General features: G+C 72.3%; 12 protein-coding genes. 2 read left to right on the top strand and 10 right to left on the bottom strand.

Going from position 1 to position 14498, the window contains the following annotated elements:
- Window positions 1-162 precede the first annotated feature (162 nt).
- Window positions 163-1482: a phytase gene (locus tag ACZ6JY_RS16165; protein WP_469196429.1), complete on the top strand. Its 1320-nt coding sequence runs from the start codon at window positions 163-165 to the stop codon at window positions 1480-1482.
- On the opposite strand, the gene ACZ6JY_RS16170 is transcribed toward ACZ6JY_RS16165, so the two are convergent.
- The 8 genes from ACZ6JY_RS16170 to ACZ6JY_RS16205 form a co-directional block, all read right to left on the bottom strand.
- Window positions 1460-3130, bottom strand: a complete 1671-nt coding sequence (locus tag ACZ6JY_RS16170) for an FAD-dependent oxidoreductase (RefSeq protein ID WP_469196431.1) — start codon at window positions 3128-3130, stop codon at window positions 1460-1462. The genes ACZ6JY_RS16165 and ACZ6JY_RS16170 overlap by 23 nt on opposite strands.
- 62 nt (window positions 3131-3192) lie before the next feature.
- Window positions 3193-4107, bottom strand: coding sequence for an AurF N-oxygenase family protein (locus tag ACZ6JY_RS16175; protein WP_469196433.1), 915 nt, complete (start codon window positions 4105-4107; stop codon window positions 3193-3195).
- Window positions 4108-4270: 163 nt separating this feature from the next.
- Window positions 4271-5485 carry an MFS transporter gene (locus tag ACZ6JY_RS16180; RefSeq protein ID WP_469196435.1) on the bottom strand — a complete coding sequence of 405 codons (1215 nt, stop codon included), beginning with the start codon at window positions 5483-5485 and terminating at the stop codon, window positions 4271-4273.
- On the bottom strand, window positions 5485-6057 hold the full coding sequence (locus ACZ6JY_RS16185; RefSeq protein ID WP_469196437.1) for a GNAT family N-acetyltransferase: 573 nt from the start codon (window positions 6055-6057) through the stop codon (window positions 5485-5487). The genes ACZ6JY_RS16180 and ACZ6JY_RS16185 overlap by 1 nt, the downstream gene beginning before the upstream one ends.
- Window positions 6054-7262 (bottom strand): type III PLP-dependent enzyme, encoded by a 1209-nt coding sequence (locus ACZ6JY_RS16190; protein WP_469196951.1) that lies wholly within the window; start codon window positions 7260-7262, stop codon window positions 6054-6056. The genes ACZ6JY_RS16185 and ACZ6JY_RS16190 overlap by 4 nt, the downstream gene beginning before the upstream one ends.
- 11 nt (window positions 7263-7273) lie before the next feature.
- On the bottom strand, window positions 7274-8593 hold the full coding sequence (locus ACZ6JY_RS16195) for a DUF6271 family protein (protein WP_469196439.1): 1320 nt from the start codon (window positions 8591-8593) through the stop codon (window positions 7274-7276).
- Window positions 8575-9639 carry a phytanoyl-CoA dioxygenase family protein gene (locus tag ACZ6JY_RS16200; RefSeq protein WP_469196441.1) on the bottom strand — a complete coding sequence of 355 codons (1065 nt, stop codon included), beginning with the start codon at window positions 9637-9639 and terminating at the stop codon, window positions 8575-8577. The genes ACZ6JY_RS16195 and ACZ6JY_RS16200 overlap by 19 nt, the downstream gene beginning before the upstream one ends.
- A gap of 308 nt (window positions 9640-9947) precedes the next feature.
- Window positions 9948-10592, bottom strand: coding sequence for a flavin reductase family protein (locus ACZ6JY_RS16205; RefSeq protein ID WP_469196443.1), 645 nt, complete (start codon window positions 10590-10592; stop codon window positions 9948-9950).
- Between the two features lie 167 nt (window positions 10593-10759).
- Between ACZ6JY_RS16205 and ACZ6JY_RS16210 the strand changes: the two genes are divergently transcribed.
- Window positions 10760-11860: an NHL repeat-containing protein gene (locus tag ACZ6JY_RS16210; RefSeq protein WP_469196445.1), complete on the top strand. Its 1101-nt coding sequence runs from the start codon at window positions 10760-10762 to the stop codon at window positions 11858-11860.
- 50 nt (window positions 11861-11910) lie between these two features.
- Here the strand turns inward: ACZ6JY_RS16210 and ACZ6JY_RS16215 are convergent, their stop codons facing one another.
- A complete protein-coding gene (locus ACZ6JY_RS16215; protein WP_469196447.1) occupies window positions 11911-13389 on the bottom strand; it encodes an esterase in 1479 nt (492 codons plus the stop codon).
- Between the two features lie 161 nt (window positions 13390-13550).
- A complete protein-coding gene (locus ACZ6JY_RS16220) occupies window positions 13551-14465 on the bottom strand; it encodes a glycoside hydrolase family 16 protein (protein ID WP_469196449.1) in 915 nt (304 codons plus the stop codon).
- Window positions 14466-14498 lie beyond the last annotated feature (33 nt).

Genomic DNA, 14498 nt, shown 5'->3' on the forward strand with positions numbered 1-14498 from the left:
CCGACGCCTGGACAGTGACATCCCGTCAGCCCAGCATGGGGCCGCCTCGTTGTTCACCGGCGCTTCACCTCGCCACACATTACCCAGCGGTAAGTCTTCATACGGAGATCACAGACTCTGTCCGTTCAGTTCCCCGGACTTCCTTCCCGAAGGGATCTTCACGTGGTCACCCCCCGCAGTCCCCGGTCGGCGGCGCTCGCCCTCGCCACCACCGTCGTGTCGCTCGCCGCGCTCGCCGTGCCGTTCCAGGCCCTGGCCGCCCCGGCAGGCCAGAAGAACGCGCTGCCCGCCGTCACGCCGCGCGCCGAGACCCCGGCCCTGCACGACGACGAGGCGGGCGGCGACGCCGACGCCGACGACCCGGCGATCTGGCGCGACGCCGCGCACCCGGACCGCAGCCTGGTCATCGCCACCGGCAAGCAGGGCGGACTGCGCGTCTACGACCTGAGCGCCCGTGAGGTGCAGTCCCTGCCCGCGCCCGCCGCGCCGGGCCCCGACCACGCCCCCGGCCGCTACAACAACGTCGACCTCGTGCACGGGCTGCGCCTGTCGTCCGGCAAGGCCGACCTCGCGGTGACCAGCGACCGCGGCACCGACCGGCTCCGCTTCTACCGCATCGACAACAGCCGCCCCGGCGGCCCGCTCACCGACGTCACGGACCCGTCGGCCCCGCCCGTCTTCTCCGCCGACCAGCAGGAGATCGACGACCAGCGCACCGCGTACGGGCTCGCCACCTGGACCGACAAGGCCACGGGCCGCTCCTACGCGCTGGTCAGCCAGCGTGAGCGGACGAGCATCGCGCTGCTCGAACTCACCCCCGCGGCCGACGGCAAGGTCGGCTACCGCAAGGTCCGCACCCTCGACCTGCCCGCCGACTTCCGCCTGCCCAACGGCACTTCCTGGACGCCCTGCGGCGAGCCCGGCGAACTCCCGCAGGTCGAGGGCATGGTGGTCGACCCGGCCGACGGCACGCTGTACGCGGGCCAGGAGGACGTCGGCATCTGGCGGCTCAGCGCCGACCTGACGGGCAAGCCGAAGCTGATCGACAAGGTCCGCGAGTACGGCGTCCCCGGCACCTATGACGAGGAGACCGAGGAGTGCACCGCGGGCACGGACCCGGGCTACGGCGGCAAGCGCATCACGGCCGACGTCGAGGGCCTCACCCTTCTCACCGAGCAGGACGGCGACGGCTACGTCCTGGCGTCCAGCCAGGGTGACAACACCTTCGCCGCGTACGACCGCGAGGTCTCCGACGCCAACGAGTACGAGGGCGGCTTCCGCGTCACCGCGGCGTCCGCCACCCTCGACGGCTCGGAGGAGTGCGACGGGGCCGCCGTGCTGAACGCGCCGCTGGGCGCCAAGTTCCCCAACGGTCTGCTCGTGGTGCAGGACGGCCATGACGCGCCCGGGGACGCCGAACGGCCCTCCACGAACTTCAAGTTCGTGGACCTCGGCAAGGTCATGAACGCCATCGACGACTGACGCGTCCGGCGGCCGGCCGTGCGGTGGAGACGAGTTCGGCCACCGTCGCCAGTTTGACCCGGGGCCGGCCCGCGGCCTCGCCGCGGGCCACCTCGGCACGTTCGATCGCGGCCAGGCCGCGGGCGTCGATCACCTGGCGGTTGCGGCGGCGGACCAGGCGGTGGAAGGCGCGTGCCGGCTGCCGCGGGGCGGGCAGGGCACCGGCGACCGCGTCGGCCAGGAGGGTCGAGACCGTCTCGGCGGCGCAGGTCCGGTTGGCGCCGATGCCGCCGGTGGGGCCGCGCTTGATCCAGCCCACGACGTAGCTGCCGGGACGCCCGGTGACCCGGCCGCCCTCGTGCGGCACGGTGCCCGTCGCCTCGTCGAAGGGCAGGCCGGCCACCGGCACACCGCGGTAGCCGATCGCGCGCAGCATCAGGCCCGCCCGTATGACGCGCTCCCCCGTCCGTGACGCGACGCGCACGGCGTCGACCCTGTCCTCCCCCTGGACCTCCACGGGTTCACTGTGGAAGCGCAGGACGATGCGCCTGCCCGGCTCCGGCTGCCGCTCCCAGTCCACGCGGGCGCGGGTGACGTCGCGCAGGACGGCCGCCTTGTCGTTCGGGCCCGCCGCGTCGACGGCGGCGGCGATCCTCGGGTCGTGGTCGTCGACGATCAGCTCGACGCCGGGAAGGTGCTTCAGGGCGAGGAGTTCGGACCGGGTACAGGCCGCGTGCTCGGGGCCGCGCCGCGCGATGAGAACCACCTCGCGCACCTTGCTCGAACGCAGCGCCGTCAGGGCGTGGTCCGCTATGTCGGTGCGGGCCAGCGCGTCGGGGTCGGCGAGCAGGACGCGCGCCACGTCGAGCGCGACGTTGCCGTTGCCGACCACGACGACGCGTTCCGCCGACAGGTCGACGGCGTCGGGTGCCACGTCGGGGTGGGCGTTGTACCAGGCGACGAACGCGCTCGCGGAGAGGGAGCCCGGCAGGTCCTCGCCGGGTACGTCCAGGCGCCGGTCGGCGGAGGCGCCCACCGCGTAGATCACCGCGTCGTGGTGGTCGGCGATCTCCCCGGTGGTGACGTCGGTACCCACGTCGAGTCCCAGGTGCATCCGCACCCTCGGGTGCGTGTGGAAGCGCGCGAAGGTGTCGCCGACCCGCTTGGTCGCGGGGTGGTCCGGTGCCACGCCGTAGCGCACGAGGCCGCCCGCGACCGGCAGCCGGTCGATCAGGGTGATCTCGGCGCTGGTGTGCAGGAGCAGGTCCTGCGCCGCGTACATCCCGGCGGGGCCCGTGCCGACGACGGCGATCCGCAGCGGCGCGAAGTCGGCGGGCAGGACGCGCGGGAAGGACGGCTCGCCCCAGGGGTGGAAGTTCGGCCCCTCGGGCTCCGGCGCGGGTCCGCCCGCGCCGCCCCCGTCGAAGTAGCCCGCGTTGATCGCGGCGTACTCCCGCTGGGCGGCCGGCAGCTTGTCCACCGGGAAGATCGCGTCGACCGGGCAGGCGTCGGCACAGGCACCGCAGGCGATGCATGTCTCCGGGTCGATGTGCAGCATCTCCGTGCTGCCGAACTCCCGCTCCTGCGGCGTGGGGTGGATGCAGTTGACCGGGCACACGGCCACGCAGGTGGCGTCGTTGCAGCAGGTCTGGGTGATGACGTAGGTCATGTTCGTGGACTCGGTTCGGCTCGGATCCGTCGGCTCGGATCGGTCGGATCGGTCGGTTCGGCTCAGATGAGGTGGGCGCGCTTGTAGAAGACCAGGGCCGGCTTGGTGAGCAGACCGCACGAGGCCAGGAACTCCATCAGCCCGGCACAGCTCGACCGCATCATCGACTTGTGGTGCTCGTTGGCCTTCGCCTCGGCGAGAGCGCGCTTCTCGTCGAGCCCGGCGTTCGCGTAGACCTTGCGGTTCACCATGCTGGTGACGATGACGTACGAGGCGATGGCGATCACCAGGGCGTTGAACCGGCGGCGCACGCGGCCCGCGCCCGCGAGGTGCTTGCGTGTCTGGTCGCGGGCGAACTTCATGTGCCGCGACTCCTCGACCACGTGGATGTTGTTGATGGTGCGCACGAACGGTACGACCCGCTCGTCGCGCATCCAGTCGCGCTGCATGACGTCGAGCACCTCTTCGGCGACGAGGATCGCGGCGTACGCGGCCTCTCCGAAGGCGATCGACTTGAACATCCGGCCCATTTCGGTGGCGAACCGGTGCGGGCGGTACGGCGGCGCGCCGAGCTTCTCGGCGCCGCGGGCGAACATGATCGAGTGGCGGCACTCCTCGGCGATCTCCGTGAGCGCCCACTGGACCTCGGCGCTGGTCGGGTCCTTGGCGTACACGTCGCGCAGCACCATCTGCTGGAGGATCATCTCGAACCAGATGCCGGTGCTGGCCACCGAGGCGGCCTCCTGCCGGGTCAGCTCCTTGCGCTGTTCCTCGGTCATCTCGCGCCAGTAGTCGGTCCCGTAGAGCGTGCTCCACTCGGGGCTCGCGCCGTGGAAGCCGCGGTCCAGCGGGGTCTCCCAGTCGACCTCGGTGGCCGGGTCGTACGCCAGCACGGCGGCCGAGTGCAGCAGCCGCCGGGCGATGTCGCCCTCCGGTCGGGTGTCCTGTGTGCTCGGCCGAACAGTGCTGCTTGCCATTGCTGCGGCTCCTTGACTCAGACGTCAGGGCGGAGGGGGGCCGCGGCGCCGCCGGACGGCACGCCACGACCCCGTTGTTAGACAGAAGGTATAACAACGGGGTCTGCGTGCCTACCCTCCAGTAAGCACGAGTGGCTACGAGATGTGCGCGTGCCGGGAGGGGTCAGGTATGGCTCAACTGCTCCTCGGTGCCGCTCGGCTGTCCCGCGGGCGTCCACCGGATTCTGGTGCTGCACGCGGCGACCACCAGCGCCGAGGCGGCGACCGCGGCGAAGCCCCAGACCAGACTGCTCGCGTGGGCGATGAAGCCGATGAGCGGCGGCCCGGCGAGCAGCCCCGTCGTCCCCATGGCCGCGACCAGCGTCAGGGAGTCCGAGCCCTGCCCCGCCGCCGCCACGTACACGCAAGGAGTGACGGCCGCGATGCCGAGGCCGACGCAGGCGAAGCCGATCAGGGCCGGGACCAGGCCGCCGCTCACCAGGGCGAGGAGCAGCCCGGCGCCGGCCAGGGCGCTGCCGAACAGGACGACGCGGCCGTCGCCGAAGCGGCTGCGCCAGCCGTCGGCGAAGAGGCGGGCCACGAGCATCATTCCGGAGACGACGGCGATGCCGAGGGGCGCGAGGCCCGCCGACGCGTCGGCGACTTCCTCCAGATACAGCGCCGACCAGTCGTTCATGGCGCCCTCGGTCACGGTGCCGAACGCCATGGCGACGCACATCCACAGCGTCAGGGCGGACGGCACGGTCCACTTCCGCGCCCGCTTCTTCCCCTTCTCCTCCTCGGCCGCGGGCTTCGCGACGGCCGGCTCGTCCTGGAGAAGGCCGGTGCGCGCCACGGCCACGAGGAGGAACAGGAGCGCCGCGGCCGCGCCGAAGTGCACGGCGACCGTGGAGTCGGCCGCGTTCATGCCGGACGCGAGCAGCGCGGCGAGCAGCGAGCCGCCACTGAACGTCGCGTGCAGCCGGGCCATGGCGTTGCGCTCGTGGCGGCTCTCCAGCGCGGCGCCCTGCGCGTTCATCGCCACGTTCAGGCAGCCCACGAGCACGCCGTCGACGCACATGACGAGCAGCGCGACGGGGTAGTTCGGCGCCGCGGCGAGGGCGAGGAGGACCAGGGCGAGGGCGAGCGCGGAAAGGAGCGCGAGGCGCTGCGAGCCCAGCCGCCGCATGAGGGCCGCGACCAGGGGGAACGACACGGCCGCGCCGACACCGGCGGCCATGAGCAGGACGCCGACCTCCGCCGCCGTCAGGCCGAGGTCCGCCTTGATGGCGGGAATCCGGGCCGCCCACGTGGCGTACTGGAAGCCGAGCGCGCAGAACAGGGCCGCGATCGCCAGCTGTCCGCGGTGGAAAGGATCACGTACGCGGAGCACCCGCATCAGCCCACTTCTCTGTCGCGCGGTGCCGGACCGGCCGGCACCGCCCTGGACATGTACACGGCCGTCGGGCCGTACCCCGCGGGGAGACCGGCTCCCTCGTCGGCGGCGTATCCCCGCCGCGCCCAGTACTGGTGGCTGCCGCCCACGGCCACCAGGGAGATCCGCTCGTACCCGTGGGCGCGGGCCGCGGCCGTGAGTCCGTCGAGCAGGTGGTGGGCGAGCCCTCGCTGCCGCAGGTCCTCGGCCACGACGATGTCGTGCAGGTGCAGATTGCGCGACGGGAGCGACGCGTCGGCGGGCTCGTCCCCCGGACTGCCCAGGTCCGGGTACCGCTTCTCCGGGTACGGCAGGGCCAGCAGATAGCCCGCGAGCCGGGGCCCGGAGTCGAGCGCGAAGCAGGTGTCCGGCGACGCGAGCATGCGGGACCGCAGCGCGTCCCTGCCCTCGGTGAGACCGAGCCGGGTGTAGGCGCGGGCTTCGAGCTCCACGATGCCGTCCCAGTCGCCCTCGGCGATGCGGCGTACCCGTACCGCCCGGTCGGCGGGCACATCGAGCAGGTGGGTGCGGCTCATGCGTCCCCGCCCTCCGCCCAGGTGTACGTCAGCGGTCCGAAGCCGTTGAAGCCCTGCGTCATATAGCTGGTCGCGTACGCGCCGCTGGCCAGGACCCACACCGGATCGCCCGATTCCAGCGCCTCGGGCACCGGCACGAGGCCGTGCTCGTGCGAGAAGGCGTCGTCGCTGTCGCAGGTGGGGCCCGCCACCACGGCGGGCACGGACTCGGCGTCGCGGTGCGTGGGGAAGACCAGGCGGTACTGCAACTGGTCCATCTCGTAAAGGCCGTTGAACTTGCCGCAGCTCAGATAGAGCCAGTGCTGCCGCTCGCCGTCGGGGCGGCGCCGGGCGGCGAGCCGGGAGACATGGGCGCGGATGGCCCCGTGGTCGGCGATGAGGTGGCGTCCGGGCTCGATGACGAAGCCGAGCCGGTGCCCCGGGATCGCACCGAGCCGTGCCATGCCCTCGCGGATCACCGTGAAGATCTTGTCCATCGGGGGGTGGAGCGACCGGCCGTGCTTGTCGCGGTAGCCGAGCGCGGGCAGCCCGCCGCCGAGGTTGACGTGGTCCAGGGAGATGCCGCGCGAGGTGAGCGCGGTCAGCACGTCGGCGATGAGGTCGCAGGCGCCGCTCCAGGCGTCCGCCGTCATCTGCTGCGAGCCGACGTGCACGGAGAGCCCGGCGGGCGTGAGCCCCAGCTCACGTGCCTTCTCCAGGATGGCGACGGCGTCGGCGGGCGAACAGCCGTACTTGTTGCTGAGCCCCCAGAGCGCCCCCTCCCCCGTGGTCGCGAGCCGGCAGAACACCCGGGCGCCGGGCGCGTGCCGCGCGATGGCGGCCACGTCCTCCAGGCTGTCGGTGGCGAAGTCCGTGATGCCGAGGCGGTGCGCGTCGGCGATGTTGCTGTCGGACTTCACGGTGTTGCCGTAGTGCATCCTGCCGATCGGCACCCCGGCGCTCAGGGCCTGCTCGACCTCGTGGGGGCTCGCCGCGTCGACGCCGCAGCCCCGCGCGGCGAGACGGCCGAGCACCTCGTCCACCGGGCAGGCCTTCATGGCGAAGCGGACGGCCACGCCGGGCAGTTCGCGGCGCAGCGCCTCGTAGGCCTCCTCGATGCCGGCCAGGTCGAAGACGATCCGGTCGTCGTCGGCGGCCGCCAGGGCTTCGAGGAGCCGCGGGGCGGCCCCCCGACCCGTCGCGGGGAGCGACGCGGTCTCGCACATCATCGTGGCGCTCATGCCTGCCGTCCGGCCGTCAGGTGCGCGCCGGTTTCCCCGGCAGCCCGCATCAGGGGCTCCCAGGCCTCGGTGAGCAGGGCGAAGTCCTCGATGTCGTCGCGTGCCTCTTCGAGGAAGCGCTCGCGGCGGCCTGCGAGGAGGTCGGCGAAGTGCGCGTACCGGCCGCCGAGGCTGCGGTAGGCGGCGTCGATGCGGTCGAGGCGCCGCACGTTGCCCGCCCTGTCGAGCGTGGCGCTCTCCCGGGCGAACTCGCTGATGGCCGAGGCGCGGACCTGGCCGTCACGGTCGAGCAGGGTTTCGCCGGCCGCGGCCATCCGCTCGTAGATGAAGTTGAAGTAGAGCATCGAGAGGAAGAACTTCACGAAGCGCGTCTGGTACGCGATGAAGCCGGCGTCGGTCCTGCGTTCCGCGGTGTAGTAGTTGACGATGTCGCGGTTGTGCAGGACGCCGGGCAGTGCCGCGTCGTGGACCAGGTGGATGAGGAAGTAGTCGCTGCCGATGGTGTCGGTCGCGGGCGGCAGCGGCACGCGTTCGTGCACGCCGTGGAAGGCGATGTTGCACATGTCCACGCGCATCGGGTCGACCAGGGTCAGCGTCGCCCGGTCGCCGGTGAAGGTCTCGGAGCCCGCGCCCTTGAACGAGTCGTCGACCAGCTCCCGCTTCTGCTCGTCGGTCCAGTCGTCCGGCGCCCAGAGGCTGACCACGTCGTGGTAGACCCCGGGGTCGAGGGCGCGGATCTCGCCGATGTCGACGGAGAGCTCGCCCACGAAGGAACTGCCCACCATCGCCACCCGCTTGTGCGCGTGGCGCGGTTCGAGGGCGGTCTCGATGTCGCCGCGCGCCGCGTCGGCCGCGCTCCTGCCGAGGGACGCGAGTTCGTGGTGGACGGGGAAGACGGGCTCGCCGTCGAGGATCTGGTAGCGGCTGTCGGAGTCCCTGCGGTGCACGGACTCGCAGCCGAGCGCCGCCGCGATGAGGAACGCGCGGTTGGTGCAGGCGCCGTAGGAGACCGTCGCCGGGAGCATCAGCTCCAGCATCAGTTCGGGCTTGGCGACGTCCGCGCGGGCGATCACCCGGCTGAGGAAGGCGCGCTGCTCCGGCTCACCGAGGTGGTGGACGCTGATCCGCGGGTCCTCCGGCAGCGCGCGGACGGCCGCCGCGTGGGCGGCGAACGTGGCCGGGTCCGAGGAGTCGAGGATCAGCAGGTGCACCTCGACGTCGAAGTGGGCGGTGGCGTACGCCGCCTCCTCGCCGATCGCCGCGATCGTCCGGGGGCAGGCCCGGTTGGTGGGGAGGGTCAGGCAGACTCTGCGCATGCGGCTTCCCCGATCGGCTGGCCGAGGTCCTTGCCGTGCCACGACTTGAGGCCGAGCAGCTTGGCGCCGAGGTCGTTCAGGGCGGCGGTGCCGTACCGCAGGGCCTCGGGCTTGTCGGCGTCGCCGAGGAGGGTGGCGTTCCACTGCGGCGTGCTGAGGTCGCTCCAGGAGTCGACCCGCGAGCGGCGCAGCTCCTCGTGCTCTTCGAGCGCGGGCATCATCGAGAGGTACTGCACGGCCCGTACGCCGTTCTCCGAGGTGTTGGGGGCGACGCCGTGCGCGAGCAGACCGTTCCAGATCAGCAGGTCGCCGGCTTCGAGCTCCGGGCGGACGACGGGCATGTCGCTCTGGTCGATCGCGGGGCGGATGGGGTCGCGGCCGTCCGGCTGGAGCGCCTTCCACCGGTCGAACCGGCGGAACAGCTCGGGGCAGCACTGGAAACCGCCGTGCTCGGGCCGGGTGTCGTCCAGGGCGATGATTCCCTGCACCCGCTGGGGCAGCACGCCGAGGGTGGTGTCCACGTCCCAGTGCAGGTTGATGTCGAACCCGCGCTCGGTCGGGGCGATCTGCGAGCGGGAGCGGTTCTTGATGTTGGGCGGGTTGAGGTTGAGCCGGTCCAGGGTGACCCAGAGCTCTTCGCAGTCCCAGACGTCGGTGAAGGCGTCGTACACCCGCTGTGTCTGCCGGCTGTCCCATATGAGCTGGTGGTGGTACGCCTCGACGAATCCGTAGATGTGCAGCTCACGGTCGAGGTCGGAGCGGAACTCGCGCTCCTCGTACCAGGTCTCCGGACGGCCTCGGTCGAGCCCCTGGAACTCCCAGGCGAAGTCGAGGAGGTTCTTGGCCGACTCGGCGGGGATCGCCTGCTTGACGACGATGTAGCCGTACGTCTGCCAGAAGGCGAAGTCCTCCTCGGACAGCACCTTCAGCGGCCGTGTCTTGGTCAGATCCCGTAGCTGGGTCTGGGCAAGGTAGGTGTCCGCGTCGGCGCTGAAGTACGGGACGTCGGAGGCGGCTCGGTGGAGGTAGCGGTCGGGCGCTGGCATGTGGTGCTCCAAGGTTCGGTTCTCGCCGGACCTCTTCGGGCCCGCCGGGGCAGCGCGTGTCCCAGCCGCCCCTCGTCGAACTTGCGTACCACCAAAATGGACTAGACCAACTACCGCTGTCAACAATTGACTTGGGCGCCTTGTGGAACAAAACGACGATATTCGCCCCTCGTTCACGCAGCCGTCACATGCGGAACCGGCGGACGTTCGGCGCTCAAACCCCTTGTGACCAGCGGTAGTTGGCTCCGGCCTGGCCCCTCAGAGGTCTATTCCAGCGGAAGACCCACTTCCGGTGGGCGCCGCGCCCGTCAGGCGGTGCGCGGCGTGTCGGTCCGGTGGGAGTGGCCGAGTTCGGGACCGAGGCCGAAGTAGTGGCGGAAGTTGTAGATCAGCGGGCTCCAGGCCCCGGGGTCGATGTGCTGGGTGCCGGGGACGACCACGGCCGGATCGGCGTGGACCCTGAGCACCGTGGCCTCGACGGTGACGTACCAGTCCTCCACGCCTTCGCGCACCCTCGCGGCGCGCGCCTCGAACTGGAGGGGGCAGCCCGCGACGCGGGACGGGCGCACCAGGTCCGAGCGCTGCGCGGTGAGCCCCGCGGCACCGAACTTGTCGGCCTCGTGGCGGCACCCGGCCGGCTTGCTCCCGGGCACGGGGAAACGGCCCGTCAGGAGCGCGAGCCGTTCGACCTGTTCCCACATGTCAGGCGACGGCAGGCTGAGCACCAGGTCGCTCCGCTCGCGGAGGTTGCGCGCGGTCTGCCCCTCGCCGCCGAGACCGATGACGACGACCTGCCCCAGGGCCCAGACGGAGGAGACGGGCGCGAGGTTGTCCGTGCCGTCCTCGTTCTCGGTGGTCAGGAGGGCGACGGGGGTGCCGAAGTACAGGATGCTGGGGCTGATGGTCCGGTGGCCGGTGGCCGCGGGATTCGTGGGGTGCTGCGCGATGTCCATGATCGAACCCTAGGAACGGGTCGCTTCGGTCCCGGCCGAAGCGTGAACCTGGCATCCGCGTGCATTGACGCCTCACGGCGCCCGGTTCAGGGTGTTGCGCACCTTTGGTAAATCCACGCTCGCGAGGAGAGGCTCCTGTGATGCGAAGACGCGCCTTTGTCCGTGGAATGACCGCCGCCGGTGCGGGGCTCGCCCTGCCGGTGCCCCTGGCCGGCGCCGCCACCGCCCGGCCCGCACCGGCCGCCGCCGCCCGGCAGGCCGCCTCCTGGCAGGAGGTGCCCGCCCCTGCCGGGCAGCCCTTCGCGCACCTCGCCGCGGTGGCCGCCGCCGGGCCCGACCGCGCCTGGGCCGTGGGCGAACAGGGCCGCTACGGCGGCACCCTCGGCACCCCCATGGCCCTGAGCTGGAACGGCACCGCCTGGTCGGCCACCGACCTCTCCCACCTGACGTACACCGGCGGCCTGCGGTCGGTCGCCGTCAGCCCGTCGGGCACCGCCGCCTGGGCCCTCGGCACCAACACCGCGGGGCACGACCAGCTCCTCGCGTGGGACGGCACGACCTGGCGGGAGAGGGCGTTCCCCGGCCGCGGCGAGGCGGGGACGAAGCTGACGGCCGTCGCCACCGGGCCCGACGGCGGCTTCTGGGTGGCGGGCCGGCACAGCGACCGGGCGGGACTGCTGCGCGGCACCGGCGGGAAGTGGCGCTGGTGCAGGCCGCTGCCGGACGCGTCCGCGCCCACGCCGTACGGGGTACGTGTCACGCCCGGCGGTGAGGTGTGGGTCTTCGGCGACGTCATCGCCCGCTGGGACGGCGCCTGGACGGTGGTGCCCCGCAACATCGGCATCCGCACCTCGGTGTCGGGGCTGCTGCCCGTCGCACACGACGACATCTGGCTGACCGGCTTCTCGTACGGGGTGGGCGGACCGCCCGGCAAACCGCCCTCGATCGTGCTCCAGCACTACGACGGCACGGAGTGGGCCTTTGTCACGGCCCCGTTCGCCGTCGGCCTGCTGAGCGGCATCACGGCTGACGCCGCGGGCCGGCCCGACCGGATCTCCGGCTGGGACTTCTGGGACCAGAAGCGCGCCCACTACCTGCGGTGGGACGGCACCGGGTGGGTCAGCGAGCGGGGCCCCGAGGCCCCGTCCGCGTACCTGCCCGAGGCGATCACCACGATCCCGGGGACGGGCGGCGGCCACTGGTCGGTCGGCACGACGTCCTTCTCGCCCTACCCGCCGGCCCAGATCCGGATCGAGCGCCTGGGCTGAGGCCGGGCCGTCCGGCCGGTGGCCCGGCCGGACGGCCCGTCAGCCCCGGCTCACTCGTCGATCGCCGCGCCGAACGCCGCACCCGTGGCCGGTGCCCCCAGCGTCGCCGCGCCGAAGGACCAGGCGCCCGAGGCGGTGACACCACCGGAGTTGGCCGACAGCGTCCAGACGAAGCCGTCACCGGCGTTCTCGCCGGGCGCGGCCGCGAGGAGGCCGAAGCGGCCGTCGCGGTTCGGGTCCGTGAGCCGCACCTGCGCGCCCCACTTGTCACCCTTCTCGGGCACTCCCGGGATGTCCGTGGTGTCCTGGTCGAAGGACTTGGCGCCGCTCGCCGTCATCCCGTTGTCCGAACCACGCAGCACCCACACCGCGCCCGCGTCGACGACGGTGCCGATGTCCTCGCCGGGCGCGCCGATGGCCACGTCCGCGTAGCCGTCGCCGTTCGTGTCCGCGACGGACAGGTCGGCGCCCCAGCCGTCACCGCGCTCGGCGACACCGGGCACGCCGTCGGCGTCCTGCGTCCACCACTTGGCCTCGTCGACCAGTCCGTCCGCGGTGCCGTAGCGCACGCCGACCAGGCCGCCGGTCATCGTCTCGCCGCCGTCGTCCGGGGACGCGGGCTCGCCGGTCACGAGGTCGTCGTAGCCGTCGTTGTTGATGTCACCCGAGGCCGCGGCGGGCCCGCCGCGCAGGTCGCCCTTGTACGCGAGGCCGTCGGCGCCTCCCGCGAAGTGCATGGACCAGCCGTGCCCCGGCTCATCGCCCACGGTGACCCCGGAGACGACGAGGTCCGCGTAGCCGTTGTCGTCGTAGTCGCCGGTGGTCAGGGACTTGGGCAGGATGTGGCGCTCCTCGGCGGCCTTCGCGAGCCGCTCGGTGGCCTGCCGGCGCAGCGGGGCCTCACCACGGGCCTGCGGTGCCGGGTCGTAGGCGAAGAGCTCCAGGTCGTCGCGGTCCAGTACGGCGAGCACGTCACCCGGCGTCTCACCGGTGAGGTGCGCCGCGGCGAGACCCACGCCGAACTGCTCGCCCGCGGTGGGCTCCTGGGTCTCCAGCCAGTCGCTCGCCGAGCCCTTGAGGCCCGCCTGCGAGCCCCAGAGGATCGCCACGCCACCGGCGTCCGCCGTGCCGCCGAGGTCCTCGCCCGGGATGCCGATGATCGCGTCGTCGTAGCCGTCGCCGTCGAGGTCACCCGTGGCGACGGCCTTGCCGAAGCCGTCACCCGCCTCGGCGGCACCCGCCACGTCGGCCGTCGACTGGCTGAAGCGGGCCACGTTGGTGGTGCCGATGCCCCTGGTGGAGCCGTACTGGACCGTGACGAGGCCTGCCCCCTTGGCCCCGCTCACCGTGGCGCCCGGGGCGCCGACCAGTACGTCCTCGTATCCGTCGCCGTTGAAGTCACTGTTGCGGTCGTCGGCGCGCGTTCCGCCTGGGGTGCCGGCGAAAGCGGTGGGGGCGGCGGCGATCCCGGCCCCGGTCAGCAGAAGGAACGATGCCGCGGCGAGGGCGGCCGAACGGTTCTTGCGCACGAGCGGCTCCTGTGAAGGAAGGTGGCCGGGCAGGCGCGGGGGTGTGTCCGGAAAGGGCCCGTTCCTTGTCCGGCGCCCTGTTCGACACGAGATGGTGCACAAGGGTTGTACGGGATTTCATGTTTGTGTCCGGAGGGCGACATACCGGATTGGGCCCGGCGTCACTTCCACCCGTACGCGTACGCCGTCACCCAGGTGATCTCCAGTTGCGCGCTGCTGCCGGGCGCCGCTCCCGGGCCTTCGAGCGCGCTCTCGTTCTGGAGGACCCAGGAGAGCGGCTTGTCCGGCACGCCCCTCGTGTCGTGTCCCGTCTGCCGTCCGTCCACGAAGAACCGGACGTTTCCCGGCGTCCACTCGGTCGACACGGTGTGCCACTCGGTCCAGTCGTCAGCGCCCTTGAAGGAGCCCTGTTCGCCGCCTCCGCAGGGGTGGTGGAAGGCGCTGAGGGGGCCGGTCCACTCGCCCTCCGGGTGGTCCATCTCGCAGCCACCGCCGTAGTGCAGCCAGGCCGACTTGTACCCGGGGGCCTGCTTGGTCACTTTGATGCGGGCGCTGTACTTGCCGTACTTCATCTGCATGACGGCACGTGGTACGACCGCCGAGGCGTGGACGGGGCCTCCGTCGGCGGGCCGCCACATCCGGATGCGCATCCGGCCGTCGCCGTCTTCCGCAGGGCCCACGCTCACGGTGTCCTCGGGGTGGTAGACACCGACGACGTCGCGGTCGCGGTCGTTCGCGGTGTCGGGCCAGCCGGCCGGGTACGCCCACCAGTTGTCGCGGTAGGAGCCGTCCAGCCCGGCGCAGTACGCGGCGGAGGTGTCGGCGTGGTGGTCGCAGTCGCTGAACGCGCCCAGCGGCACCCGGTCACCGTCGAAGTCCTCGGCGAGGACCTGCCAGAAAGGACCGCAGTCGCCGACCGGCATCGAGGTGCCCCCGGTGCGGCAGGCGTCGGCGGAGACGGGCGCGCCGCCGGCGCTCGGGACGGACAGCAGTGCCGCGAGCAGCGCCGCGCCGAGTCCGCCGAACACGAGGGGCCTGCGCCTGCGCCGCCCCGTCACCGCCGCGTGTGATCCCATCGCGCTGCCTCCGCTCCACGGATGCCCCACAGG

It is taken from the genome of Streptomyces sp. NPDC046335 (genome assembly GCF_055587985.1).